This is a genomic window from Blastococcus sp. LR1 (genome assembly GCF_020166105.1).
In the GTDB taxonomy this organism is placed as follows: Bacteria; Actinomycetota; Actinomycetes; order Mycobacteriales; family Geodermatophilaceae; genus Blastococcus.
This window is the reverse complement of the sequence record NZ_JAIUJY010000003.1, coordinates 561,375-584,968: the sequence shown is the minus strand read 5'-3', so window position 1 is coordinate 584,968 and position 23,594 is coordinate 561,375. Positions and strand designations below refer to the sequence as shown.

At 73.4% G+C, this 23,594-nt stretch carries 26 protein-coding genes; 13 read left to right on the top strand and 13 right to left on the bottom strand.

Annotated elements, in window-relative coordinates; all coding sequences use genetic code 11:
• Window positions 1–98: 98 nt before the first annotated feature.
• Complete coding sequence (gene coaA, locus LBW97_RS11535) at window positions 99–1,061, bottom strand: type I pantothenate kinase (RefSeq protein WP_224499583.1); 963 nt, start codon at window positions 1,059–1,061, stop codon at window positions 99–101.
• A 113-nt stretch (window positions 1,062–1,174) separates the two neighbouring features.
• Between coaA and LBW97_RS11530 the strand changes: the two genes are divergently transcribed.
• Window positions 1,175–1,987 carry a GNAT family N-acetyltransferase gene (locus LBW97_RS11530; RefSeq protein ID WP_224499515.1) on the top strand — a complete coding sequence of 271 codons (813 nt, stop codon included), beginning with the start codon at window positions 1,175–1,177 and terminating at the stop codon, window positions 1,985–1,987.
• Window positions 1,988–2,062: 75 nt separating this feature from the next.
• Here the strand turns inward: LBW97_RS11530 and LBW97_RS11525 are convergent, their stop codons facing one another.
• On the bottom strand, window positions 2,063–2,605 hold the full coding sequence (locus LBW97_RS11525) for a YbhB/YbcL family Raf kinase inhibitor-like protein (RefSeq protein WP_374489842.1): 543 nt from the start codon (window positions 2,603–2,605) through the stop codon (window positions 2,063–2,065).
• A gap of 182 nt (window positions 2,606–2,787) precedes the next feature.
• On the opposite strand from LBW97_RS11525, the gene LBW97_RS11520 reads away from it, so the two are divergent.
• Window positions 2,788–3,531: a beta-phosphoglucomutase family hydrolase gene (locus LBW97_RS11520; protein WP_224499513.1), complete on the top strand. Its 744-nt coding sequence runs from the start codon at window positions 2,788–2,790 to the stop codon at window positions 3,529–3,531.
• Window positions 3,528–5,900, top strand: a complete 2,373-nt coding sequence (locus tag LBW97_RS11515) for a glycoside hydrolase family 65 protein (RefSeq protein ID WP_224499512.1) — start codon at window positions 3,528–3,530, stop codon at window positions 5,898–5,900. The genes LBW97_RS11520 and LBW97_RS11515 overlap by 4 nt, the downstream gene beginning before the upstream one ends.
• 206 nt (window positions 5,901–6,106) lie before the next feature.
• On the opposite strand, the gene LBW97_RS11510 is transcribed toward LBW97_RS11515, so the two are convergent.
• The gene (locus LBW97_RS11510) at window positions 6,107–6,811 is read right to left on the bottom strand and encodes a M50 family metallopeptidase (RefSeq protein WP_224499511.1); all 705 of its coding nucleotides are present in this window, start codon (window positions 6,809–6,811) and stop codon (window positions 6,107–6,109) included.
• A 126-nt stretch (window positions 6,812–6,937) separates the two neighbouring features.
• On the opposite strand from LBW97_RS11510, the gene LBW97_RS11505 reads away from it, so the two are divergent.
• Window positions 6,938–7,567, top strand: a complete 630-nt coding sequence (locus tag LBW97_RS11505; RefSeq protein WP_224499510.1) for an antibiotic biosynthesis monooxygenase — start codon at window positions 6,938–6,940, stop codon at window positions 7,565–7,567.
• Here LBW97_RS11505 and LBW97_RS11500 read toward each other — a convergent pair.
• Genes LBW97_RS11500 through LBW97_RS11485 form a run of 4 tightly spaced genes read right to left on the bottom strand, consistent with a single transcriptional unit; the run spans window position 7,524 to window position 9,446 of the window.
• Window positions 7,524–8,141: a maleylpyruvate isomerase family mycothiol-dependent enzyme gene (locus LBW97_RS11500; RefSeq protein ID WP_224499509.1), complete on the bottom strand. Its 618-nt coding sequence runs from the start codon at window positions 8,139–8,141 to the stop codon at window positions 7,524–7,526. The genes LBW97_RS11505 and LBW97_RS11500 overlap by 44 nt on opposite strands.
• 41 nt (window positions 8,142–8,182) lie before the next feature.
• Window positions 8,183–8,371, bottom strand: a complete 189-nt coding sequence (locus tag LBW97_RS11495; RefSeq protein ID WP_224499508.1) for a hypothetical protein — start codon at window positions 8,369–8,371, stop codon at window positions 8,183–8,185.
• 31 nt (window positions 8,372–8,402) lie between these two features.
• Window positions 8,403–8,804 carry a VOC family protein gene (locus LBW97_RS11490; protein ID WP_224499507.1) on the bottom strand — a complete coding sequence of 134 codons (402 nt, stop codon included), beginning with the start codon at window positions 8,802–8,804 and terminating at the stop codon, window positions 8,403–8,405.
• 57 nt (window positions 8,805–8,861) lie between these two features.
• Window positions 8,862–9,446, bottom strand: coding sequence for a hypothetical protein (locus LBW97_RS11485; protein ID WP_224499506.1), 585 nt, complete (start codon window positions 9,444–9,446; stop codon window positions 8,862–8,864).
• Window positions 9,447–10,039: 593 nt separating this feature from the next.
• Between LBW97_RS11485 and LBW97_RS11480 the strand changes: the two genes are divergently transcribed.
• Window positions 10,040–10,276 (top strand): hypothetical protein, encoded by a 237-nt coding sequence (locus LBW97_RS11480; RefSeq protein WP_224499505.1) that lies wholly within the window; start codon window positions 10,040–10,042, stop codon window positions 10,274–10,276.
• Window positions 10,277–10,285: 9 nt separating this feature from the next.
• Here the strand turns inward: LBW97_RS11480 and LBW97_RS11475 are convergent, their stop codons facing one another.
• Window positions 10,286–10,570 carry a hypothetical protein gene (locus LBW97_RS11475; protein ID WP_224499504.1) on the bottom strand — a complete coding sequence of 95 codons (285 nt, stop codon included), beginning with the start codon at window positions 10,568–10,570 and terminating at the stop codon, window positions 10,286–10,288.
• Window positions 10,571–10,767: 197 nt separating this feature from the next.
• On the opposite strand from LBW97_RS11475, the gene LBW97_RS11470 reads away from it, so the two are divergent.
• The 6 genes from LBW97_RS11470 to LBW97_RS11445 all read left to right on the top strand — a co-directional run bounded on the left by LBW97_RS11470 (window position 10,768) and on the right by LBW97_RS11445 (window position 16,367).
• On the top strand, window positions 10,768–11,961 hold the full coding sequence (locus LBW97_RS11470; RefSeq protein WP_224499503.1) for a MalY/PatB family protein: 1,194 nt from the start codon (window positions 10,768–10,770) through the stop codon (window positions 11,959–11,961).
• 9 nt (window positions 11,962–11,970) lie between these two features.
• The gene (locus tag LBW97_RS11465; RefSeq protein ID WP_224499502.1) at window positions 11,971–12,747 is read left to right on the top strand and encodes a glycerophosphodiester phosphodiesterase; all 777 of its coding nucleotides are present in this window, start codon (window positions 11,971–11,973) and stop codon (window positions 12,745–12,747) included.
• Window positions 12,744–13,634: a 1-acyl-sn-glycerol-3-phosphate acyltransferase gene (locus LBW97_RS11460; protein WP_224499501.1), complete on the top strand. Its 891-nt coding sequence runs from the start codon at window positions 12,744–12,746 to the stop codon at window positions 13,632–13,634. Before LBW97_RS11465 ends, LBW97_RS11460 begins: the two co-directional genes overlap by 4 nt.
• A gap of 52 nt (window positions 13,635–13,686) precedes the next feature.
• Complete coding sequence (locus LBW97_RS11455; RefSeq protein ID WP_224499500.1) at window positions 13,687–15,039, top strand: MFS transporter; 1,353 nt, start codon at window positions 13,687–13,689, stop codon at window positions 15,037–15,039.
• On the top strand, window positions 15,036–15,830 hold the full coding sequence (locus LBW97_RS11450; RefSeq protein ID WP_224499499.1) for a thymidine kinase: 795 nt from the start codon (window positions 15,036–15,038) through the stop codon (window positions 15,828–15,830). The genes LBW97_RS11455 and LBW97_RS11450 overlap by 4 nt, the downstream gene beginning before the upstream one ends.
• Window positions 15,831–16,022: 192 nt before the next feature.
• A complete protein-coding gene (locus LBW97_RS11445; protein WP_104523881.1) occupies window positions 16,023–16,367 on the top strand; it encodes an RNA polymerase-binding protein RbpA in 345 nt (114 codons plus the stop codon).
• Window positions 16,368–16,494: 127 nt separating this feature from the next.
• Here LBW97_RS11445 and LBW97_RS11440 read toward each other — a convergent pair whose 3' ends face one another.
• The 4 genes from LBW97_RS11440 to LBW97_RS11425 form a co-directional block, all read right to left on the bottom strand.
• Window positions 16,495–17,001: an FxsA family protein gene (locus tag LBW97_RS11440; protein WP_224499498.1), complete on the bottom strand. Its 507-nt coding sequence runs from the start codon at window positions 16,999–17,001 to the stop codon at window positions 16,495–16,497.
• A gap of 54 nt (window positions 17,002–17,055) precedes the next feature.
• Window positions 17,056–17,817: a polyprenol monophosphomannose synthase gene (locus LBW97_RS11435; RefSeq protein ID WP_224499497.1), complete on the bottom strand. Its 762-nt coding sequence runs from the start codon at window positions 17,815–17,817 to the stop codon at window positions 17,056–17,058.
• Complete coding sequence (gene lnt, locus LBW97_RS11430; RefSeq protein WP_224499496.1) at window positions 17,814–19,481, bottom strand: apolipoprotein N-acyltransferase; 1,668 nt, start codon at window positions 19,479–19,481, stop codon at window positions 17,814–17,816. The genes LBW97_RS11435 and lnt overlap by 4 nt, the downstream gene beginning before the upstream one ends.
• A gap of 516 nt (window positions 19,482–19,997) precedes the next feature.
• Window positions 19,998–21,503, bottom strand: a complete 1,506-nt coding sequence (locus LBW97_RS11425; protein ID WP_224499495.1) for an amidohydrolase — start codon at window positions 21,501–21,503, stop codon at window positions 19,998–20,000.
• Between the two features lie 121 nt (window positions 21,504–21,624).
• Between LBW97_RS11425 and LBW97_RS11420 the strand changes: the two genes are divergently transcribed.
• Both LBW97_RS11420 and LBW97_RS11415 read left to right on the top strand, forming a co-directional pair.
• Window positions 21,625–22,164: a dihydrofolate reductase family protein gene (locus tag LBW97_RS11420; protein WP_255600763.1), complete on the top strand. Its 540-nt coding sequence runs from the start codon at window positions 21,625–21,627 to the stop codon at window positions 22,162–22,164.
• A 35-nt stretch (window positions 22,165–22,199) separates the two neighbouring features.
• On the top strand, window positions 22,200–22,727 hold the full coding sequence (locus LBW97_RS11415; RefSeq protein WP_224499493.1) for a GNAT family N-acetyltransferase: 528 nt from the start codon (window positions 22,200–22,202) through the stop codon (window positions 22,725–22,727).
• A gap of 4 nt (window positions 22,728–22,731) precedes the next feature.
• On the opposite strand, the gene LBW97_RS11410 is transcribed toward LBW97_RS11415, so the two are convergent.
• Complete coding sequence (locus LBW97_RS11410; RefSeq protein ID WP_224499492.1) at window positions 22,732–23,592, bottom strand: 1-acyl-sn-glycerol-3-phosphate acyltransferase; 861 nt, start codon at window positions 23,590–23,592, stop codon at window positions 22,732–22,734.
• Between the last annotated feature and the right edge of the window lie 2 nt (window positions 23,593–23,594).

The following is a 23,594-nucleotide window of genomic DNA, read 5'->3' as shown; positions in this document are numbered from 1 at the left end:
ACCTGATCACCCCTTCGAGTCGTCAGGTCCTGCCATGGCGGGGGCGCGAGATGCGTGGGTGAGCGGGTCCGGACGGCGTGTCGGGGGAGGGGGCCGGCTCAGAGCTTGCGCAGCAGCACCCGGCGCACCGAGTGGTCGGCCGCCTTCTGCAGCACCAGGCGGGCCCGCGACCGGGTCGGCGCGATGTTGTCCCGCAGGTTGGGGCCGTTGACCGCCGACCAGATGCTCAGCGCCGTCTCCCGGGCCTCGTCGTCGGAGAGCCCGGCGAAGCGGTGGAAGTAGGCGGAGGTGTCCTGGAAGGCGGTGCGGCGCAGCGCCTGGAAGCGCTCGACGTACCAGCGCTGGACGTCGGTCTCGGCGGCGTCCACGTAGACGGAGAAGTCGAAGAAGTCCGACAGGAAGACCTCGGGCGCCGACCCGTCGGCGCGGCGTCCGGCCTGCAGCACGTTGAGACCCTCCACGACCAGGATGTCCGGCCGGTCCACCGCCTGCACCCGCCCGGCGACGACGTCGTAGGACTGGTGGTCGTACACCGGCGCCACGACCTCCTCGCGGCCGGACTTCACGTCGGCCAGGAAGCGGAGCAGCGCCCGCCGGTCGTAGCTCTCGGGAAAGCCCTTGCGCCCGAGCAGACCGCGCTCCTCGAGGACGGCGTTGGGCAGCAGGAAGCCGTCGGTCGTCACCAGGTCCACCCGCGGCGACCCGGGGCCGGCGGCCAGGAGCGTCTGCAGCAGGCGGGCGGTCGTGCTCTTGCCCACGGCGACGCTGCCGGCCACCGCGATGACGAACGGGACCTTCGCCGTGGAGTTGCCCAGGAACTCGCTCTGCGCGGCCCACAGCCGGCGTTCGGCTGTCACGTGCAGGTCCAGCAGCCGGGCCAGGGGCAGGTAGACGGTCGCGACCTCATCGAGGTCGATGCGGTCACCCAGGGAGGCGAGGGACTCGAGGTCGGCCTGGTCCAGAGGCAGCTGGTCGCCGGCCGCGAGCGCCCGCCACGAGGAGCGGTCGAACACCGCATAGGGCGAGATGGAGCCGCGTGTCCCTGCCGTCACGGCACCCATCGTGCCGTCCCACCTGCCCGAGGCCTGCGTGCGGGTCACCCGCGAGGGTGGGAGCGGACCCTGGGAGGGGCGTCGGCAACCCTCCCGGGCGCGGACGCGTCTAGGGTTCGAGCGTGTCTTCCCGCCCGGGGCTGCTCGAGTGCATCGAGAGCTACTTCGCCGCCGCGCCGCTGCTGGATGCGCGGGTCGAGCGGGCCGGTGCCCTCGACGTCCCGATCGCGGATGTGACCTGGCCCCATCCGGCGCGGCCGCGCCGCGACGGCGACGGCGCGCCGGTCACGGTGGACGACGTGCGGGCGGCGATCGAACTGCAGCGGCGGGCCGGGCTGCCCGCCGCCCTGGAGTGGATCCCGGAGTGCTCTCCGGAGGTGGCCGGCGCGGCCCGTGCGGCGGGCATGCCCGTCGAGGAGCTTCCGCTGCTGGTCGCCGACGACGTCGTGGACCTGGTGCTGCCGGTGGGGGTGCGACTGTTCCTCGTCGGCGCCGAGGACCCGCAGCTGCCCGAGTACCAGCGGGTCGCCGACATCGCGTTCGCGCACCCCGGCGGGTCCTCGGACGTGCACGAGGCGCCGCTGGACACCTCCCCGGAGGCCGCGGCGCGCACGGCCGTGCTGCGCGAGCGGATCGCCGAGGGCCGCACCGTGATGATGGTCGCCATGGAGAACGGCAGGCCCGTAGCGGTCGGCTCGCACCAGCCGATCGACCTGGACGGCACGGTGGTCAGCGAGATCGTCGGCGTGGCCACACTGCCCCGCCTGCGCGCCCGCGGGCTGGGCGCCGGCATCGCCTCCGCACTGGTGGCGCACGCCCGGGAGACCGCCGATCTGGTCTTCCTCGCCGCCGGTGACGACGACGTCGCCCGCGTGTACGAGCGGGTCGGCTTCGCCCGCCTGGCCACCACGTGCGTTGCTGAACTCGCGGACTGAGACGTCCGCAGCTCGGGGCGGCCCCGTCCAGGGGCCCGCCCCGAGTGCGCGAGGGGTGGGGAGGACGGGGTCCTCCTACTGCGCGTAGGTGGCGACCAGCGTCGCCCGGGCCAGCGTGTGGAAGAACAGGTTGAAGCCGAGCACGGCCGGGGTGGTGTCGGCATCGACGTCGAGCGTCTCGGTGTCGACGGCGTGCACGACGACGAAGTAGCGGTGCGGGCCGTGACCGGCCGGGGGAGCGGCGCCCACGTAGCCGGCGAAGCCGCCGTCGTTGCGCAGCTGCAGCGCGCCGGCGGGCAGCTGGGGGGCGTCCTTGTCGCCGGCGCCCGAGGGCAGCTCCGTGGTCGAGGCCGGGAGGTTGGCCACCGCCCAGTGCCAGAAGCCGCTCGCGGTGGGGGCGTCGGGGTCGTAGACGGTGACGGCGAAGCTCTTCGTGCCCTCCGGGAAACCGGACCAGGACAGCTGCGGGGAGCGGTCCTCGCCACCGGCCCCCATGACCCCGCTGACGTGCGGCATCGGGAGCACCTCGCCCTCGGTCACGTCGCTGCTGGTCACCGTGAAGCCCGGCACCTGCGGCAGGAAGTCGTACGGGTTCGGCGGGGTGGGCCGGTCGGCCATGGTGGTCGTCTCCTCGGGTAGCGGCGGAACGGCTGGTCGGATGCGCATCGCCGTCCCGTCGCGACCCTAGGCAGCGGGGCCGACACGCGCCCGTCGGCCCCGCTCCGGTTCCACCGCCGCCGTCACACCGCCGCCGCACTTCCGACACGTGCGCGCCGCCGTCCGCCGGTAGCGTCGCGGGCGTGTCCTCTCCGCGAACGCTCGGCCTGCCCGACGGCGTACGCGCCTGTCTCTTCGACCTCGACGGCGTGCTGACCCGGACCGCGACTGTGCACATGGCTGCCTGGAAGCGCACCTTCGACGAGTTCCTCCGCGGCCGGGACCCGGCTCTGCCGGAGTTCACGCAGGAGGACTACAACCGCTACGTCGACGGCAAGCCCCGGGCCGACGGGGTCCGCGACTTCCTGGCCAGTCGCGACATCTCGCTGCCGGAGGGCTCCACTGGCGATGCTGCCGACGCCGCCACCGTGCAGGGCGTGGCCACCCGCAAGAACGAGCTGGTGCTGCGCGAGCTCGAGGAGCACGGCGTCGAGGTCTACGAGGGCTCGATCCGCTACCTGCGCGCCGCGAAGGAGGCCGGGCTGGCCACCGCGGTGGTGACGGCGTCGGCGAACGGTGAGCAGGTGGTCGCCTCCGGCGGGTTCGCCGACCTCATCGACACCCGCGTCGACGGCGTCGTGGCCGCCCGCGAGGGGCTGCGCGGCAAGCCGGCGCCGGACACCTTCCTCGCCGGCGCCCGCGCGCTGGGGGTGGAGCCGACGGAGGCCGTGGTGTTCGAGGACGCGCTGGCCGGCGTGGCCGCGGGGCGGGCCGGTGGCTTCGCGTTCGTCGTCGGCGTCGACCGGGTGGGTCAGGCCGACGGGCTCGCGTCCTCGGGGGCCGACGTCGTCGTCACCGACCTCGACCAGCTGCTGGACCGGTCGTGACGGAGGGGCGCGCGGTCTTCCCGGTCGAGCCCTGGGCGCTCACCGAGGTGGGCCTGGACCACAGCTCGCTCGGCGTGCACGAGTCGGTGTTCGCGCTGGCCAACGGGCACATCGGCATGCGCGGCTCCTTCGAGGAGGGCGAGCCGGTCGCGGTGCCGGGCACCTACCTCAACGGCTTCTTCGAGGAGCGGCCGCTGCCCTACGCGGAGGCCGGCTACGGCTTCCCCGAGATGGGCCAGACGGTCGTCAACGTGACCGACGGCAAGCTGATCCGGCTGCTGGTCAACGACTCCCCGCTGGACCTGACCTACGGCGAGATCATCGACCACCAGCGGACGCTGGACCTCAAGGCCGGCGTGCTGCGGCGGTCCACCGAGTGGCGCTCGCCGGGTGGGCGCACCGTGCGGGTGACCAGCACCCGGCTGGTGTCGCTCGTGCGCCGCTCCATCGCCGCCGTCGAGTACAAGGTCGAGGTCGTCGACGACCTCGGCGACCTCTACGTCGCCCTGCAGTCGGACCTGCTGGCCAACGACGACGGCGTCGCAGCGGGAGAGGACGACGACCCGCGCGCCGCGGCGGCCCTGGCCAACCCCCTGCAGTGCGAGCTGGCCGCCGCCCGGGGCCGCAAGGCGGTGCTGGTACACCACACCAAGCGCAGCAGGCTGCGGGTGGCCGCCGGCATGGACCACCTCATCACGGTCCCCGACAGCTGCACCGAGGACGTCGAGGCCGCGAGCGACCTCGCCCGGTACACGCTGGCCGCCCGCATCCCGCCCGGCGGCTCGCTCACCCTGGTCAAGTTCCTGGCCTACGGCTGGTCCTCCCGTCGCTCGGCCCCGGCGCTGCGCGACCAGGTGGAGGCCGCGCTGTCGACGGCGAAGCTGGCCGGCTTCGACCGGCTGCTGCGTGAGCAGCGGGAGCTGCTGGCCCAGCACTGGGACGAGGCCGACGTCGAGATCGAGGGCGACGACGAGCTGCAGCAGGCGGTGCGCGTCGGGATGTTCCACGTCCTGCAGGCCGGGCTGCGCGCGGAGCGGCAGGCCATCCCCGCCAAGGGCCTCACCGGGCCGGGCTACGACGGGCACACCTTCTGGGACACCGAGACCTACGTGCTGCCGGTGCTCACCTACACCGCGCCCCAGGCCGTCCGGGACGCGTTGATCTGGCGGTACTCGACGCTCGGCCTGGCGCGCGACCGCGCACGGGTGCTGGGTCTGCGGGGAGCGGCGTTCCCGTGGCGGACGATCCGCGGCGAGGAGACCTCGGGCTACTGGCCCGCCGGAACGGCGGCCTTCCACATCAACGCCGACATCGCCGACGCCGTCGTCCGCTACCACTCCGCCACGCTGGACGAGTCCTTCGACCGCGACTACGGCGCCGAGCTGCTGTTGGAGACGGCGCGGCTCTGGGCCTCGTTGGGTCACTTCGACGCCGAGCACGGCTTCCGCATCGACGGCGTCACCGGGCCTGACGAGTACACCGCCGTCGTGGACAACAACGTCTACACGAACCTCATGGCGCAGCGGAACCTGCGCGAGGCGGCCGTGGCGGTGCGGCGGCAGCCCGACGTCGCGGCCCGGATGGGGATCACCGACGACGAGGTGGCCGAGTGGCTGCGGGCGGCGTCGCTGATGGCGGTGCCCTACGACACCCAGCGCGGCGTGCACATGCAGTCCGACGGCTTCACCCACCACGAGGAGTGGGACTTCGCGGGCACGCCGCGGGAGAAGTACCCGCTGCTGCTGCACTACCCCTACTTCGAGATCTACCGGACCCAGGTGGTCAAGCAGGCCGACCTGGTGATGGCGCTGCACCTGCGGGGGGACGCGTTCACCCTCGAGGAGAAGATCGCTGATTTCGCCTACTACGAGCCCCGCACCACCCGGGACTCCTCGCTCTCGGCCACCCAGCAGGCGGTCGTCGCCGCGGAGACCGGGCACCTCGAGCTCGCGCACCAGTACTGGGCCGAGGCGGCGCTCACCGACATCCAGAACCTGCACTCCAACTCCGGGCACGGGCTGCACATCGCCTCGCTGGCCGGTGGGTGGACGGTGGCGGTCGCCGGCTTCGGTGGGCTGCGGGACCACGGCGGGGAGCTCACCTTCGCGCCGCGGCTGCCTGAGCGGATCACCCGACTGCGCTTCCGCGTCGTCTACCGCGGCCGCAAGCTGACTGTGACCGTCGAGCCGGACCGGACGACCTACCGGCTGGTGGACGGCGAACCGCTGGCCATCCGCCACCACGGGCGCCGGGTGACGGTGGATCACAGCGACCTGGTGCTGGACGTGCCCCCGCCGCCCGATGTCGAGCCGGTGTCGCAGCCGCCCGGCCGTGAGCCCCGCCGGCGCTCCCGGGGGCGCACCGCCTGACGTCGGCTGGTCGCGCCGGCCCGTGCGCGGCGCGCATCGGGGGCGCTCTCTGCTGCTCCTCGTGCTCTAAGCATCCTGCAGCGCGCGCAGAGCACGAGGAGCGCACGCAGAGCGCCGGCGGCGGTTCGGAGGCAGCGGTTGCGGCGCCCGTTCACGGCTGCCGATACGACCGTTATCCCCAACACCGGACCGGCGTAGCCGGTGGCTCAGGTGAGCAGCCACCTCGCGCCCAGAACGAGCGCACCGACGTCGACGAGCAGGAAGAAACCGACCCAGAACAGGGCGGGGAACGGCGTGAGCCTGGCCAGTTGGTCGGCGTCGGAGTCCGACGCCGACCGCCGCCGGCGGGCGGTCTGCAGCTCGAGGACGGCGCGGGGAGCAGCGAGCAGGAGGAACCAGGTGGCCAGCGCGGCGAACGCGGCCTGCCCGTCCGGGGGGAGCCACCAGGTGGCGGCGAAGACGATGCCGCCGGTGACGAGCACCGACCACAGCCCGTACCAGTTGCGGATCTGCACCAGCAGCAGCGCCAGCAGGGCGAGCAGAGCCCACAGCAGGCCGACGGCGTGGCCGGCCGAGAGCAGCGCCGCCGCACCCAGGCCGAACAGGGCGGGCCCGGTGTAGCCGGCCGCGCAGGTCAGCACCATCCCGAGCCCGGTGGGCCGCCCGGCGGAGACCGTCAGCCCCGAGGTGTCGGAGTGCAGCCGGATGCCGGCCAGCCGACGCCCCGCGGCGAGCGCGACGAGGCCATGCGCGCCCTCGTGCGCGATCGTCACGACGTTGCGGGCCGGACGCCAGAGGGCGGGGGAGAGGACAAGTACCGCCGCCGCGACCGCCGTCGTCAGCAGCACCGTCGTCGACAGGTCGGGGACCGTCGCGGTGACGCGCGCCCAGAACCGGCCGAGGACCTCCACGCCGGGCAGTCAACCGCACCGACCTGGCAGGACCGGGGGAGCGGCGCCCGTGTCGCCCGGTGCGGAGAGGCGCCTCACACCAGCTCGGGGGACGCGATTCCGGCATCCAGGCCGGATGCTGGAGCGATGACGACGACCACCTCCGTCAGCCGGGACGACCTCCCGGTGACGGTCTCCTTCACGCGGCGCGCCGACCCGGCGCAGACGCGTGAGATGACGGCGTGGATCCGCGCCGGTCTCAGCATGGCCGAGAGCTTCCCCGGGTTCCTCGGCGGCGGCTGGGTGCGCTCGCGCCGCGACGCCGACGAGTGGCACATGCTCGCCCGCTTCGCCGATCAGTCGGCGTTGGTGGGCTGGGAGGCATCGGCGGAGCGGCAGTGGTGGTTGCGCTCGGCTCAGGGGCTCGCCGAGGTCACGCGCACGGAGCGCCGCACCGGCATCGAGGGCTGGTTCGACTCCCCGCTGGTCGAGGAGGTCCACGCCGCGCCGGCTCCGGCCGCGCCGCCGCGGTGGAAGCAGGCCGTGACGATCTGGCTGGTCTTCTTTCCGATGAACCTGCTGGCGACCGTGACGCTCGGAGCGGCGCTGGGTGACGTGCACGTCGTGCTGCGGGTGCTCGTGCTGACCGCGGTCCTCACCCCGCTCATGGTCTACGTGATGCTCCCGTGGGTCACCGGCCTGTTGCAGGGATGGCTGCAGGGCGGCGACCGGGTCAGGCCAGCCGGCTCCGCAGGGTCGCGACGCCGTCGCCGCTGAGCTCGTCGAGCGCCGTCCCGCGGCCCGTCATCGCCAGCAGCAGCGCCTCGGCCCGGCCGCGCATGACCGGGCCGCTGCCGGACGACCAGGCGACGTCGTCGGCCTCGAAGCGCAGCCCGCGCACGGTGGGCTCGGCGTCGAGGCCGCCGGCCGCCACGAACTCCAGTGACGTGCGCAGGCGCTCCTCGGGGATGTCGCGCGCCAGGCCCAGGGGCCGGCGGATGTCCAGGCCGTGCACCAGCAGATCGGTGAGCGGCGCCTCGGGGCCGGCACCGGGAGGGGTGAACCGCGAGTCGGCCTTGCGGCGGAGCACCTCGACGAGCTCGGCGAAGGGACGCCGCCCCTGCTCGCGGGCCATTCGGACGTTCGCGCGGTCGAAGTTCCCCCGGGCGGCCAGCATCGCCAGCACGAACCGGGGGATCCCCACCTCCAGGGGCACGACGAGGTGCGCGACCACGTGGTGGACGTCCCACTCGGCGCACAGGCTCGGGGTCGTCCGCTGCTCGGTGGACAGTCCCGACACCAGGTCTGCCAGGCCACGTCGCTCGTCGGCGATGTGCGCGAAGACGTCCACGACGCCGATCGTGGCACGCGCGGTCCGCCGCGGAGCCTGTCTCAGTTGCCGGGCTTGACGGCCTTTCCGCGCTCCTGCTCGGACTCGTCGGCCTCGTAGGCGCCGGGCACGGCCTTCGCCGATCCGTCGTCTCCGGGGGAGAGGGGGCGGTCGGTCAGGTTGTCGGGGCTCGGGGACGGCGTGCCGCCGGGCTCGTCCTGCTCGTCGGTGTCGGGGCGCTGCTCGGTCATGGATCCTCCTCGGTCGGGCGTTCCCCGACCGCTACCCGCGGACCTGCGGCGGAACCGGCGAACCGGCTTCCAGCTGCTGCGTGAGGTTGAGCGCGTTGCCGTCGGGATCCGCGACGTGCGCGACCCGTTGGCCCCACGGCATGTCGTTGGGCGGACCGGGCGCGCGGCCGCCGAGTTCCTCGACGCGGGGGAGGAGCGCGTCGACGTCGGCCACGTCGATGCTGAGCACCACCCGCCCAGGAGTGCCGGCCTCCACCGCGGTGTCGGCGACCAGACCGAGCTCGTCGCCGTCCCCGAAGCGGAGCCCCACGAAGAACACCGGCCCGTCGTCGGGGTACCGCCGCACCTCGGTCGCGTCCAGGATGCCGACGTAGAAGGCGCGGAGGCGCTCGAGGTCGGGCGTGACGAGAATCGGCTGCAGTCTGCCGGGCACGGAACCTCCAGGGGGAATGGGCTGCTGTCCAGGTACGACGGTCGGGTGTGACGAAACTCAGCGGTCGACCCGGGCGAACGTCCAGCGGGCGAAGGCGGCGTCCTCGCCGAGCTCGGTGCGCCAGCGGACCGACATGGTGAACGAGCCGGGTGGGACGACGAGCAACGGGCTGCGGTCGTCCGGCTCGGCGTCGTCGGACTGCGGGGTCGCACCGGGGGACTCGGGCATCAGCAGTGCGCCGTCGTCGCCGGTGCCGTCCAGCGCGGCGCTGACGAAAGCCAACCGGCCACTGGGCACCGCGACGCCGTCGCCGGGCTGGTCGTCGGTGGCCGGGAAGCGCAACGCCAGCTCCAGCACGTCCCGATAGTTCTCGGCACTGACCTGGAGGACGGCGATGCTGCCGTCGTCGCCACGGAAGACCTCCAGCCAGCCCTCGTCGCCGATCTCCGGATCGGTCAGGACGATCGCCGCGGAGCCTGCGCCCACCGGGATGCTGCTGAGCTCGTAGTCCAGGTGGGGGACCAGAGCCTCGTAGGCCTCGTCCGACATGCCGCGCCATGCCGGGAGCAGATCCTCGTCCACGGCCAGGAACGGCTCGCCGTTGGTCCAGAAGCGGCCGACGTGTGTCCAGGCGACAGGCATGCGGTCATCGTCTCCCGTTCCTGCGCGGTCAGCTGCTCGGGTCCGCGGCGCACAGCGGTGGGAGTGGCACGCTCATCGGGGAGGACGTCGGACCCCTTCCGACACCTCCGCTCCAGACGAGTTGACATAACGTCGATTATCGGCGCACGAACCAGGCGCGGTGAGAGGGGTTGATGATCTTGTGATCGCGATCCGCCGAACCGACCGCGCTGGGTGGAACTGCCGCGTCGGTGTGCCTCTGCGTGGCCGACCCGTCGCCTCTCGGATGCCGTGCCGCTGCGAGTGTCTGAACTCGTGGCGCCGGCTCGATCTGCGCCGGTGCGGCGGACCCGCCGCCGCCGACGTGTGCACACCTCCGGACACCCCTGTCCGACTCCCCTGGTCTGTCGATCTTGATTTCTGATGATCTTGATGCCGGGGCCGCCACTGCGGGTCGCCGATACGTCCCGATGTGCCCGCAGGCCCGTACAGCCGCCCTGAGGGCGCTACCCCCCTGTCCACCTGCACCGGAGTAATTACGTAACACTGACGTAATCACTCCGGTGTGCGAGGTTCGAGGGGCGCTCAGAGGCAGGTGTTCGTAGGGTCGAGGCATGCACATCAGACGACCGCTTGCCGCGCTGTTCGCCGCTCTGGCGCTCTTCGGAGGTGGCGTGACGATGACCGGCTGCCAAGCCGCCGGTCAGGACCAGAACGACGGCACGACGGACGACAGCGAGAACACCGACGGCGACGACCCGGGCAGCGAGGAGCAGGGCAACCTGCCCGACAACAGCAACCAGCAGCCGGGCACCGAGGACGAGAACGACGACTCGCAGGACCCGGACTGATCCCAGCCGCTAGCTCGAGCGCTCGCTGACCCAGAGCCGGTCGAGCCGGCCGGTGGAGTGCACCAGGTCGGCCAGCGAGCGCTCGAGCTCCGCCTTGGTGTGCTTCTCGCCGAGCATGGTCTGCACGTCCTCCAAGGCGCAGCGCAGCTGGTACAGCCGGTCCTGCAGCCCGTCGAGGTCGGCGCGCGACACGAGGACGACGTCCCCGGGCAGGCCGGCCTTCTGGGTGGCGGAGCGCTGCTCGTAGGCCCGCTGACGGCACGCCTGACCGCAGTACAGCCGGGGCCGGCCCACCGAGCCCTGCGAGGGCAGGACACGACGACACCACCCGCACCGTCGCTGCTCATCGCTCCCCCGGCTGGGGAGGGGAGCGACGGGAAGGGTGCTCGTGCCGCCTGCCGCGTGCTGCTGTGCCACGTCTCGGGACGGTAGACGCCGCCGCTGACAGCGGCGGGTGACACGCCCACGACCACGCAACGAGGAGGCATCCCGTGACCGAAACGCCGGGCGACCCGCGGACGCTGGGGTTCGACGCCCTCTCCGAGGACTCGCTCCGAGCCGCGGGCAGCCTGAAGTGGACGCGCTACGGACCGGCGCTCGGTGCGTTCGTGGCGGAGATGGACTTCGGCACCGCACCGGTGGTCACCGCCGCCCTGCACGACGCCGTCGACCGCGGCCGGCTCGGCTATCTGACCACGCAGGACGCCGAGGCCCTGGCGCGCGCCTGCTCGGGCTGGCTGGCACGCCGCTACGGCTGGGACGTGCCCCCGCCCAGGATCGCCCCGCTGGCCGACGTCATCGCCGGTCTCCAGGTGGCGATCGAGCGGTTCACTCCCCCGGGAGCGGCCGTGGTGCTGCCCACCCCGGCGTACATGCCGTTCCGAAAGGTTCCGGGGGCGCTGGGCCGCGAGCTGTTCGAGGTCCCGATGATCGAGCGGGACGGTCGGCCGGCCTACGACCTCGAGGGCATCGCGGCTGCTCTCGCTGGCGGAGGTGGGCTGTTCGTCCACGTCAATCCGCACAACCCGCTGGGCCGGGTGTTCACCGCCGAGGAGCAGCTCGAGCTCGCCGACGTCGTCGAGGCCGCCGGTGCCCGGGTGTTCTCCGACGAGATCCACGCCCCGCTGGTCCACCCGGGCGCCGCGCACCGGCCGTACGCGTCGCTGTCGGAGGTGACGGCGCGGCACACCCTGACGGCGACATCGGCGTCCAAGGCCTGGAACGTGCCGGGTCTCAAGACCGCCCAGCTCATCCTGAGCAACGCCGAGGACGCCGCGCTCTGGGAAGAGGTCGGCCACCTCTACACGCACGGCGCCTCGACCCCCGGGGTCCTGGCCAGCACCGCCGCCTACGACTCCGGCGGCCCGTGGCTCGACGACGTCCTCGCCTATCTGGACGGCAACCGACGACTGCTGGGCGAGCTGCTGGCCGACCGGCTGCCCGCCGTCCGCTGGACGCCGCCCGAGGGCACGTACCTGGCCTGGCTGGACTTCCGCGCGCTCGAGCTGCCGACGTCGCCGGGCGAGTTCTTCCTCGAGCGCGCAGGCGTGGCCCTGGTCGACGGGCCGGAGTGCGGCGCTCCGGGAGCCGGGCACGCGCGGCTCAACTTCGCCACTCCCCGGCCGCTGCTCACCGTTCTGGTCGAGCGCATGGCCGACGCAGTCCGCGGTTCCGGCTCCTACTAGCGTGGACGCGTGTTCCCCGCGCGGTTCGCCTACCTCGACGCACCGACGCCGTTGGCGATGGCGCACCGCGGCGGGGCGATCGAGCACCTCGAGAACACGATGCCGGCCTTCCAGGCCTGCGTGGACCTCGGCTACCAGTACCTGGAGACCGACGTCCAGGTCACCGCGGACGGCGTCCTGGTCGCCTTCCACGACCCCACCCTGGAGCGCGTCACCGGGCAGTCCGGCCGCATCGACTCGCTCACCTGGGCCCAGGTCAGCGAGGCCCGCATCGGCGGGCGCGAGCCGATCGTGCGGCTGGAGGACCTCCTCGCCGCCTGGCCCGACGTCCGGTTCAACCTCGACATCAAGGCCGCCGGGGTGCTCGCCCCGCTGGTCCGGCTCGTGCACCGCCTGAAGGTCGCCGACCGCATCTGCCTGGGCTCGTTCTCCGACGCCCGGATCGCCGCCGCCCGCCGGCTGTTCGGCCCCGCCGTCTGCACCTCGCTGGGGCCCCGCGGAGTCGCCGCGCTGCGGCTGTCGTCCTACTCCCCCCGGGCCGCGGGGCTGGTCCGCATGCCGGCCGGCTGCGCACAGGTGCCGCTGCAGCTCGGCGGCCGGGCGCTGGTCGACGAGCGGTTCGTCTCCGCCGCGCACGCCCGCGGCCTCCAGGTGCACGTGTGGACCGTCGACGACCCGGTCGAGGCCGAGGCCATGCTCGACCTGGGCGTCGACGGCATCATGACCGACCGCCCGGCGATGCTCCGCGAACTGCTGGAGAAGCGCGGGCAGTGGAACGGCCGGTGACCCTCGGCGAACGCCTGCGCAGCTGGCGACCACGTACCCCTCCCCTGCCGGAGGACCTGGCCGCCCTGGTGAAGCCGGAGGACCCGGAGTGGTTCGCCCGGGAGCTGGCCATCGCCGTGGCGCCGCCCTGGTGGTTCTGGCGCTTCCTGCTGCGCCGGTTCTCCTGGCTGGTGAGCGTCTTCGGGCGGGTGGAGGTCACCGGGAGCATCCCCGAGGAGCTGCGCGACGGGCCGCTGCTCCTGGCCGCCAACCACATCGGCGACTTCGATCCGTTCGTCGTCGCCGTCGCGCTGCACCGGGTCGGCGTCCTCCCCCGGATCATGGCGACCGGCGGCATCCTCTCCGCTCCCGTCGCGGGGCCGCTGCTGGAGCGCACCGGCGCCATCCGGGTGGAGCGGGGCACCGAGCTGGCCCGGCACGCGGTCCGGGTCACCGAGGTCGCGCTGGTGCAGGGCGGGCACGTCGTCGCCTATCCGGAGGGCCGCGTGGGACTGGCGCCCGACTTCTGGCCCGAGCGCGGCCGCACCGGAATGGCCCGCCTCGCGCTGGGTCTGCGCGTCCCGGTCATCCCGGTGAGCCAATGGGGCGCGCACGAGGTGCTGCAGTACGGCAACGACAGGGGCAAGCTCCGAACCCTGCTGCGGGCGCTCGTGCGGCGACCGGCGCTCAAGGTGCACCTCGGTCCGCCGGTGTACTTCGACGACCTTCAGATGGGCCGGGTGGGCGATGCAAACCGGGCCCGCCTGCGCATCGCCGCGGCGCTGACCCGCGGCCTGCGGCCGTTGCGGAGCGACGAGCTGGACCGGCCCGCCTTCGTGGACCCGACGCGTCCGACGACGGCGGTCGCCGCCTTCCCCGGGGGCGTCGTCCCGGAGGACATCCCGTGACGACGCCGCTGCGGTGCTGGACCGCTCGCGGCCGGACTGGAAATCTGCCGCGGTGACCTCCGCCCCGCCTGCCACCCCGTCGGTGCCGCCGGTCGATCGCGCCCTGAAGCGCGAACGGTTCGGCTGGTACTCCTACGACTGGGCGATGTCGGTCTTCAACACCTCGGTGACCACGGTCTTCCTGGGGCCCTACCTGACGGCGATCGCCGAGGACGCCGCCGGTCCCGACGAGCGGCTGTCGTTCCTCGGCCTGTCGATCGCGGCCGGCAGCTGGTTCTCCTACGTGCTCTCCGCGTCGGTCGTCCTCCAGGTGCTGGTGCTGCCGCTCACCGGCGCGATCGCCGACCGGACCGGCCGCAAGCGGGAGATGCTCGCCGGGTTCGCCGCCCTCGGCGCGCTCGCCACCACCGGCCTGTACTTCGCCGGCGACGGGCGGTGGCTGCTCGCCGCGGCGCTCTTCGTCGTCGCCAACATCAGCTTCGGCGCCGCCACCGTCGTCTACTACTCGTGGCTGCCCGACCTGGCCGGACCCGACGAGCGGGACATGGTGTCCAGCCGCGGCTGGGCCTTCGGCTACGTCGGCGGAGCGCTCCTGCTGGCGGTCCACCTGGTCCTGGTGCTCAGCGCCGAGTCGCTGGGTCTGACCACGGGCGAGGCGGTGCGGATCTGCCTGGCGACGTCGGGGCTGTGGTGGGGCGCGTTCACCGTCTTCACGGTGTCACGGCTGCGCAACCGCCCCGTCGCGGCGTCGGCGGTGCGCTCGGGCAGCAGCTTCCGGCAGCTCGCCACGACCTTCCGGGAGATGCGTGCCTTCCCGCTGACCCTGTGGTTCCTCGGCGCCTACCTGCTCTTCAACGACGGCGTCCAGACGGTGATCTCGTTGTCCGCCGTGTACGCCACCGAGGAGCTCGGGCTCGAGCAGTCGGTGCTCACCGGCGCGATCCTGATGGTGCAGGTGGTGGCGATCGCCGGCGCCCTCGGCCTGGGTCGGCTCGCCGGGCGGTACGGGGCCAAGCGCGTCGTCCTCGGCGCCCTGGTGGCGTGGATCGGCGTCATCGGTGCCGCCTTCTTCCTGCAGGAGGGCGCGGCTGCCCAGTTCTACGCGCTCGCCGCGGTCATCGGCCTCGTGCAGGGCGGCACCCAGGCGCTGTCGCGCTCGATGTTCAGCCAGCTGATCCCCGCCGGCAAGGAGGCCGAGTACTACGGCTTCTACGAGATCAGCGACCGCGGGACGAGCTGGCTGGGGCCGCTGGCGTTCGGGCTGACCTACCAGCTCACCGACTCCTACCGGCTGGCTATCTTCAGCCTGGTGTTCTTCTTCGTGGCCGGATTCATCGCGCTGGCGGCCCTGCCGATGCGGCGGGCCGTCCTCGCCGCCGGCAACACCCCTCCGGAGAAGCTGTGACAGCGATCGGGTCCGAGGACACCGTCGACCTCGTGGAGATGCGCACCCCCTCCACTCCCCTCCCCCAGCACACCACCGCCGCCGAGCTGCCCTCGGTCGTGCCCGCCTCCGGCGACCGCCGGCGCCACCCGGCACCGGCGCACCTGCGGTTCTTCCACGGGCCCATGGACTGTGGGAAGTCCACGCTCGCCCTCCAGGTCGACCACAACCAGAGCCGACAGGGCCGGCACGGCCTGCTGGTCACCCAGGGAGACCGCTCGGCCGCTCCGCAGATCAGCTCGCGGGTGGGGCTCCGCCGGGAAGCGATCGAGATCGACCCGCGCACCGATTTGCGGCTGCTCGTCCGCGATCGCTGGGCCGACGGGCACCGGGTCGACTACCTGATCGTCGACGAGGCGCAGTTCCTCTCCCCCGGCCAGGTCGACCAGCTGGCCGAACTGGCCGACGAGTCGCACGTGGACGTCTACGCCTTCGGGCTGACCACCGACTTCCGCGCCCGGCTCTTCCCGGGCACCCAGCGGCTGCTCGAGGTGGCCGACGACGTGCAGCGGATCCAGGTCGAGGTGCTCTGCTGGTGCGGGCTGCCCGGCCTGCTGAACGCCCGTGTCGTCGACGGCGTCATGGTGCGGTCGGGCGCGACCGTCGTCGTCGCCGACACCGCGCCGCCGGAGCTCCCCGGAGAGGGCGGCTCCTCCCCCGCCGTCCGGTACCAGGTGCTCTGCCGACGCCACCACGTCCGGGGCGAACTGGGCCCGACCGCGGCCGGTCCGGGGCAGCTCTCCCTCCCCTGAGGTGCCGGAAACTCACTCCGCAGGGGGGCGGTGACGCTCCGGATCTGACCCCATGCGATGATGAACAGCCGATTAGACGGAATCTCTCCGCCTTTTTCGTCGTTTATCTCTCTGACTCCGCGGTTCCTGGGTAAGGCCCCCGGCGACCGGACGTCGAGTCCTGACCGAAACAAGACGAGAGGACGGTGTGCCATGGGTGAGCGTTCCTTGCGCGGCAGCCGACTGGGCAGCGTCAGCTACGAGACCGAGCGCAACACGGCTCCCATCGAGCGGCAGTACGCCGAGTACCGGTGCGCCTCTGGCCACCTGTTCACGGTGCCGTTCGCTGACGACGCCGAGCTCCCCGACACCTGGGAGTGCAAGTTCGACGGCTCCGCAGCCAAGCTCATCGGTGGGACCGAGCCGGCTCCCAAGAAGGTGAAGCCCCCGCGGACCCACTGGGACATGCTGCTCGAGCGTCGCAGCGTCGAGGACCTCGAAGAGGTTCTGGCCGAGCGCCTCGAGGTGCTCCGCGGCCGGCGTACCCGCGCCAGCTGATCGAAGGACCCGCCTCCTCCCCACCGCTCGCACGCTCGCGGCGGGCCCCTGGAGGCGAGTCGTTCCAGTAACTCTCGTTCGGCCCCGGTGGATCTCTCCACCGGGGCCGTTCGGCGTTCCGGGGAGGTCAGAGCGGGCGGCCGTCGGCCCCGCGCAGGACCTCGCCCTCGATGACCAGCGGCTCGGCGTAGGGCGCGGGCCGCTCCTCCATGCTGGGCGAACGGTCGCTGCGCACGTGCACCGGCCCGCGCATCCCCGCGGGCAGCCGGGACAGGACGAGCCCGCTCAGAGCGCGGCGGACGAGCCCCCTCGTGCCGGGCAGCAGGCACAGCAGGCCGACGACGTCGCCGAGGAACCCCGGCAGCACCATGAGCAGCCCGCCCAGGGCCACGAGGCCGGCGTTGCCCAGCTCGGTGCCGGCGCCGCGACGGGTCCGTGCACGCTCGCGCAGGTCGGCGAGCGCCCGGGTTCCCTGACGGCCCACCAGCAGGACGCCCAGCGCACTGGTGGCCAGGGCGGCCAGCACGGTCCAGCCCACACCGATCCAGGCGGCCACGAGCACGAACACCACCAGCTCCGCGAGCACGGTCAGCCCCACGGCCAGCTTCAGCCGACGGCGCACCAGATCAGCCACGTCGCCTCTCCCCTTCCGCTCTTCGCGCTCCCCGCCGGGGGCCCGAAGAGCCGGTCAGTCGGCCTTCCGGGGCACCGGCGGCCGTACCCGGCCGGGGAGCAGGCCCGCGAGCCGGTCCTGGACACCCCAGACGGTCACGCGCACCCATGCCTCTCCAACGATCGAGCCGCTCATCTTGCTCCGGCCGTACTCCCGTTCGGTGAAGGTGATGGGCACCTCCACGACCCGGGCCCCGGCGCGCAGCGCCCGCCAGGCCCAGTCCACCTGGAAGCAGTAGCCCTCGCTGGAGACCTCGTCGAAGGGCAGCCGGTCGATCAGTTCGGCCCGTGCCGCCCGGAAACCGCCGGTCGCGTCGCGCAGCGGCAGCCGCAGGGCCCAGCGGGTGTAGCGGTTGCCGACGCGGGACAGCAGCAGCCGGTGGACGGGCCAGTCCTCGACCTGCCCTCCCTCGACGTAGCGCGACCCGAGGACCAGGTCCGCGTCCTCCAGGGCCGCCAGCAGGGCGGGCAGCCGCTCGGGCGGGTGGGACCCGTCGGCGTCCATCTCGACCAGGACGTCGTATCCGCGCTCGCGCGCCCACCGGAATCCGGCGACGTAGGCCTTGCCCAGACCCGCCTTCGCGGTGCGGTGCAGCACGTGCACCCGGGGGTCCCGTGCGGCGACGGCGTCGGCGAGCTGTCCGGTCCCGTCCGGCGAGCCGTCGTCGACCACGAGCGCGTGCGCCTCGGGCACGCTGGCGTGCAGCCGGGCGAGGATCCGCTCGACGTTCTCCGCCTCGTTGTAGGTCGGGATGATGACCAGCACCCGGTCGCTCACGCCGCCGTCCCCCGCCGGCGGAGCAACCAGGACCGGACGACGACGAGCAGCGCGCCGAGGCCGAGCGCCGTCAGCACCCACTCCGGCGCGGCGCCCAGGCGCTGCGCGATCGTGACGTCGTCGCGCTGGGCGATCTCCTCGACGAACACGTCGGGGGTGAAGAGCTCGGACTGCCGCACCACGGTGCCGTCCGGTGCGACGACGGCGGAGATGCCGCTGGTGGCCACCACGGCGACCGTGCGGCCGAACTCGACGGCGCGCAGCCGGCTCATGGCCAGCTGCTGGGCGCTCTCGTCGGTGTAGCCGAAGGTGGCGTTGTTCGTCTGGACGACGATCATGCCTGCGCCGCCGTCGACGACGTCCCGGACCAGGCCGTCGTAGACGACCTCGAAGCAGATCAGGTCGCCGAGCCGGATGCCGCCCACGTCCAGGACGCCGACCTCGGTGCCCTTGGTGAAGTCGCGCCGGACCAGGTCCACCTTCTCGCTGAAGAAGCGGAAGAAGCTGCGGGCCGGCACGTACTCCGCGAGCGGGACCGGGTGCCGCTTGACGTAGGTGTCCCCCGGCCCGGACCCCGGCTCCCAGACGATCGCCGTGTTGCTGACGAAACGGCCCGGCCCCTCGACGACCGCCCCCACGAGGATCGGAGCGGCGATCGCGTCGGCGGCCTGCTGGATCCGGCTGGCGGCGTCGGCGTTCGTGTAGGGATCGATGTCGGAGCTGTTCTCCGGCCACAGGACGACGTCGGGCTGCGCCTGGCGGCCGGCGGCGACGTCGTCGGCCAGCTGCAGGGTCTGCTCGACGTGGTTGTCGAGCACCGCCCGCCGCTGCGCGTTGAAGTCCAGGCCGGCACGCGGCACGTTCCCCTGGATCAGCGCCACCGTCGAGGTCGGACCGCCGTCGGTGAGCGAGGAGCCGGCCAGGGGCAGCCCAGCGGCCGCGCCCACGACGGGGACGGCGAGCACCGCGGCGACGGCGAGGGCCGCGGCGCGCAGGGCCGGACCGCGCTCCCCCTCGGGCCGGTCGCGGTCGCCGCTGCGCCAGGCGCGGAGCAGGGCTGGCACCGCCGCGGCGAGCAGCGTGCCCATCAGGGCCACCGTGAAGCTCACCAGCGGCACGCCGCCGTAGGCGGCCAGCGACAGCAGTGGCCCCTCGGTCTGGCTGAAGCCGAGCCGCCCCCACGGGAAGCCCCCGAGCGGGAAGCGGCCGCGCAGCGCCTCGTCGGCGACCCACAGTGCGGCGCCCCAGAGCGGCCACAGCGGCAGCCGGGAGGTGGCGGCGAGGGCGGCTCCCAGGAGGCCGATGTTCAGCGCCTCGAAGACGGCGAGCGCCAGCCACGGGAAGGGGCCGACGTAGATGCCGGTCCAGGACAACAGCGGAACGAAGAAGGCCAGCCCGAACACCAGGCCCAGCCACAGCCCGGAGCGCGCCTGTTCTCCGCGGACGGCGATCGACAGCAGCGCCGGGCCCAGGAACGCGAGCGCGGGCAGGTCGTGGCCGGGAAAGGCGAGGACGAGGGCGAGCCCGCCGAGGATCGCCAGCGCTGTGCGCCAGGGCAGCCGACGGCCCGGCCGACGCGACGGCAGAGTGCCCGAGGCCGCATCTCCGGCAGCGGTCGCCCTCGGCAGGGTGCCCGTTCCCGGCCCGCTCTCGCCTGCAGGCACGCACTGCCTCCCGGATGCTGCCGCCCCGGCAGGAGCGGATCGTCCCCGCACCGCTCGGGCGGGGTCCGGACCGCCGGTGGTGCGCGGTCCCGACCCAGCATCCCATTCCGTCCCGCCGGACGGTCGGCCGTACGCCGACGTCGCCCGCACGGGTTGCGGACCTCCTGCTGGACGGCGCCGGCGAAGGCCCTGCGTGGTCGGCGCGCCTTCGGGCCGGACGGCCGCTCACCGGGTGCGAGCGGCGCGACCGTTGTCTGATGGCGCGGGTCCACGTGGGCTCCGCCGGGGGCTCGCGGCCTTCTCCTCCGGGAACCCGCCGCTCCTCCTCGGCCCGGTTCGCCACGGGCGGCCGGAGCCGCGCCGCATCGACCGGGAGGATCGACGCGCCCGCCGGAGAAGCACGGTGCGGTGCTTCCGGTCAGGAACTCCAGGGACTGTAAGAAGTGCGCGCCGCGGAATCGAGACCCGGGAGGGCTGCGAGCCGGAGTGTGATCGGATCGTTACTGATCGTTTCCGTCACCCGAGCTGAACGCCGTCCACCACCAGCAGCCGGCACTCCGGCCGTGCCCGGTCGGCCAGGATCCGGGACAGCCCGTCCGGCGTCGCCCAGAGCGCCAGGTCCGCGGGCGCCCCCGCGGCCAGCGGACCGGCGGGATGCTCGGCCCGGGCGGCGTACCAGCCGCCGTGCGTGGCGGCGTCGAAGGCGTCGAACGGGCGCAGGCCCGAGCCCGGGGTCCGGTGGTCGACGGCGGCGTGCACCCCGCCCCAGGGGTCCAGCGGGGTCACGGGGACGTCGCTGCCCAGGGCCAGGACGACGGCGCCGTCGGCGAGGTCGGCGAACGGGTTGCACGCCAGGGCCCGGGGCACCCCCAGCCGCTCGGCGTACATCCCGGCGTCGCCGCCCCAGAACGCGTCGAACGCCGGCTGCACGCTCGCCACCATGTCCCAGGCCCGCATGCGGTCGATCACCTCGTCGGACACCATCTCCAGGTGCTCGAGCCGGTGCCGGCAGGCCCGGACGGCGGCGACCCCCAGCTCCTCGACCACGACCGCTACCGCGCCCAGAACCTGGTCGACGGCGGCGTCGCCGATGCAGTGGAAGCCGGCCTGGACGCCGGCCAGGGTGCACGCGCGGACGTGCTCGACGACGGAGACGGTGTCGAACCGCAGCTCCCCGGACGTCTCGGGCCGGTCGCTGTAGGGAGTGCTCAGGGCCGCGGTATGCGAGCCGAGGGCGCCGTCGCCGAAGAGGTCTCCTCCGGCGCCGGCCAGGCCGAGCTCGCGCACCAGGTCCAGCCCGCCGCGCTCGGAGAGCTCGCCCCAGTAGCCCAGCACGCGCGGTCCCGGTGCGGCGGCAGCGAGGGCGAGCAGTTCCCGCAGGTCGTCGGCCGAGGAGACCTCGGGTCCGGCCATCTCGTGCAGGCTCCCGATCCCCAGCGTGGCCGCCGTGCGCAGCGTCGCCTGCTGCGCGGACCTGCGCTGGACGCCGTCGACCGCGCCGTAGGCCGCCTGCCGGGCGGCGTGGTGCGCGTCGATCCGCAGGCGCCCGTCCGGCGAGAAGCCGGGGAGCTCCGCGATGCCGGGGATGCGGTCGAGCAGCGCCGTGGAGACCGTCGCCGAGTGGACGTCGACCCGCGCCAGGTAGGCGGGCCGGTCGCCGACCACCGCGTCGAGGTCGGCGCGGGTGAGGCCACGTCCCTCGGGCCAGGCGGTCTCGTCCCACCCCGTGCCCAGGACGATGCCGTCCCCGGACCGGGTGACGTGGGCCTGCAGGGCGGCGACGGCGTCGGCAACGCTCAGGCTCGAGTGGAGGTCGAGGCCGGTCAGCGCGAGGCCGGCTGCGGTCGCGTGCACGTGCGCATCCACGAAGGCCGGGGTGAGCAGCGCCCCCTCCCCCGCGATCACGCGGTCCGCACGGGGGGCGTCGGCGGCGTCCCCGAGCCAGGTGATGCGGCCGTCCTCGACGTGCACCGCCCGGCCGGGACGGTCGCCGACCGTGACGTCGGTGACGAGCAGGCTCATGCGTCGGGTTCCTCCGGTGCGGTGGGAGCTGGCTCCGAGAAGCAGACCACGGCGCCTTCCCCCGTTCCCTCCCAGCCCGTCGGGCGGCATCCTTCGCCCCATGGGCAGCGTGGTGGTTCACATGGGCGTATCGCTCGACGGCTTCATGTCCGATCCCGACGGCGGGCTGGACTGGTCGGTGATCGACGACGAGCTGCACCGGTACATGAACGCGGAGCTGAGCCGGTCGGCCGCCTTCTTCGAGGGCCGGGTCGTCTACGAGCTGATGGAGAACTACTGGCCGACCGCGGACGAGGATGCCGACGCCCCCGCGAGTCAGCGGGAGTTCGCCCCCATCTGGCGGGACACCCCCAAGGTGGTCTTCTCCCGGACCCTCGAGCGGGTGGGGCCGAACGCGGAGCTGGTGCGGGAGGTGGTCCCCGAGGAGATCCGGACGCGGGTGGCCGGGCTCTCCGGGCCGGTGGTCGTCGGCGGCGCGATCCTGGCGGCCGCCTTCGCCGAGCACGACCTCGTCGACGAGTACCGCACCTTCGTCCACCCGGTGCTGATCGGCCGCGGCCGACCGGCGTTCCCTCCCGTGGACCGGCACACCTCGCTGCGGCTGCTGGAGACCCGCAGCTTCGGCAACGGCGTCGTCCTCCTGAGGCACGGCCGCGCCTGATGTTTGTCGGGCCGGCGCGGCGGTAGCCATCGGCGATGGGTCGCGGAGGTGAGCTGCTGTGCACCGAGCGGCTGCGCCTGCGGCCGTGGACCACCGCCCCCGACGACCTCGCCCGGCTCGATGACCTGTACGGCCGCGAGGAGGTCACCTCCTGGCTCGGCGGCCCGCCGACGGTGTCGATGGCGGAGCTCGTGGGCCGCTGGCACGCCGTCCACGAAGCGGACGCCTGCTATGGCTGCTGGGCGGTCGAGCGCCCGGACGGGCTCCCAGCGGGCACGCTGCTGCTCAAGCCGCTCCCCCGCGGCGTCGGCGAGGTCGAGGTCGGCTGGCACCTGCACCCGGACTCGTGGGGTCACGGCTACGCCACGGAGGCCGCCCGTGCGGTGATCAACCGCGCGTTCGGGCTCGGGCTGCCCGAGGTCTACGCCGTCGTCCGCCCGGGCAACGACCGGTCACTGGCGGTGTGCCGCCGGCTGGGCATGGTCCCGCTCGGCCGGGTGCGGCACTGGTACGAGGTGGAGCTCGAGGCGTTCCGCCTGATGGCCCCCGTCGTCGTCGACTGACCGGTCAGCGGCGGCGCAGACGGCCGGTGAGCCTGGCCAGCGGCGACTTCTTCGGCGCCTTGACCTCCTTGCCGGCGGCCCGGATGGCGGCGGCCGACGCGGCCTCGGCCGGTGTGGGAGCGGTGCCGCCCAGGTGCGCGGGGAGCCACCAGCGGTCGTCGTCGCCGGCCGGCTGGTCGGGGTAGCTGCGCTGCGCCTCGTCGAGGAGCGCCTCCATGGCGACCCGGGTGCGCTGCATGAGCGCCGAGACCTGCTCCCCCGGCGCGGGCACGATCGGCTCGCCGAGGACGACGGTCACGGGGACGCCGCGGCGCAGCTCCACCTTGTGGCCACGGGTCGCCACCCGGTGCCCGCCCCACACCGCGGCGGGGATGATCGGGACGCCGGAGTCGATGGCCATGCGCGCGGCGCCGGCCTTGAGGTCCTTGACGGTGAAGCTGGTGCTGATCGTGGCCTCGGGGAAGATGCCGACGACCTCGCCGTCCTTGAGCGCGCGGACCGCGGCCTCGAACGCGGAGGAGCCGGCCCTCCGGTCGACCGGGATGTGCTTCATGGCTCGCATGGCGGGCCCGGCGACCTTGTTGTCGAACACGGCCTTCTTCGCCATGAACCGCACCAGCCGCTGCTGCGGGAGCGCGCCCAGGCCCAGGAAGGTGAAGTCGAAGTAGCTGACGTGGTTGCTGCAGATGATCGCGCCGCCGGTGGCCGGCACGTGCTCGGAGCCGCGGACGTCGAACCGGAAGCGGAACAGGTGGAACACGACGAGGGCGATCCGGATGATCGACCGGTACGGCCTGTCCCTCGGGTCCGGTGCGGCACCGAACAGCTTCGGACGGACCACGTCACGCCAGCTCACCGTGTCCATGC

Bases quoted from the DNA above. Each gene is read 5' to 3' on its own strand.
- LBW97_RS11425 (WP_224499495.1), bottom strand. From the start codon at position 21,503: ATGAGCCTGCTCGTCACCGACGTCACGGTCGGCGACCGTCCCGGCCGG.
- LBW97_RS11420 (WP_255600763.1), top strand. From the start codon at position 21,625: ATGGGCGTATCGCTCGACGGCTTCATGTCCGATCCCGACGGCGGGCTG.
- LBW97_RS11445 (WP_104523881.1), top strand. From the start codon at position 16,023: ATGGGTGAGCGTTCCTTGCGCGGCAGCCGACTGGGCAGCGTCAGCTAC.
- LBW97_RS11495 (WP_224499508.1), bottom strand. From the start codon at position 8,371: ATGACCGAGCAGCGCCCCGACACCGACGAGCAGGACGAGCCCGGCGGC.
- LBW97_RS11415 (WP_224499493.1), top strand. From the start codon at position 22,200: ATGGGTCGCGGAGGTGAGCTGCTGTGCACCGAGCGGCTGCGCCTGCGG.
- LBW97_RS11485 (WP_224499506.1), bottom strand. From the start codon at position 9,446: ATGCCTGTCGCCTGGACACACGTCGGCCGCTTCTGGACCAACGGCGAG.
- LBW97_RS11525 (WP_374489842.1), bottom strand. From the start codon at position 2,605: ATGGCCGACCGGCCCACCCCGCCGAACCCGTACGACTTCCTGCCGCAG.
- coaA (WP_224499583.1), bottom strand. From the start codon at position 1,061: ATGGGTGCCGTGACGGCAGGGACACGCGGCTCCATCTCGCCCTATGCG.
- LBW97_RS11410 (WP_224499492.1), bottom strand. From the start codon at position 23,592: ATGGACACGGTGAGCTGGCGTGACGTGGTCCGTCCGAAGCTGTTCGGT.
- LBW97_RS11480 (WP_224499505.1), top strand. From the start codon at position 10,040: ATGCACATCAGACGACCGCTTGCCGCGCTGTTCGCCGCTCTGGCGCTC.
- LBW97_RS11505 (WP_224499510.1), top strand. From the start codon at position 6,938: ATGACGACGACCACCTCCGTCAGCCGGGACGACCTCCCGGTGACGGTC.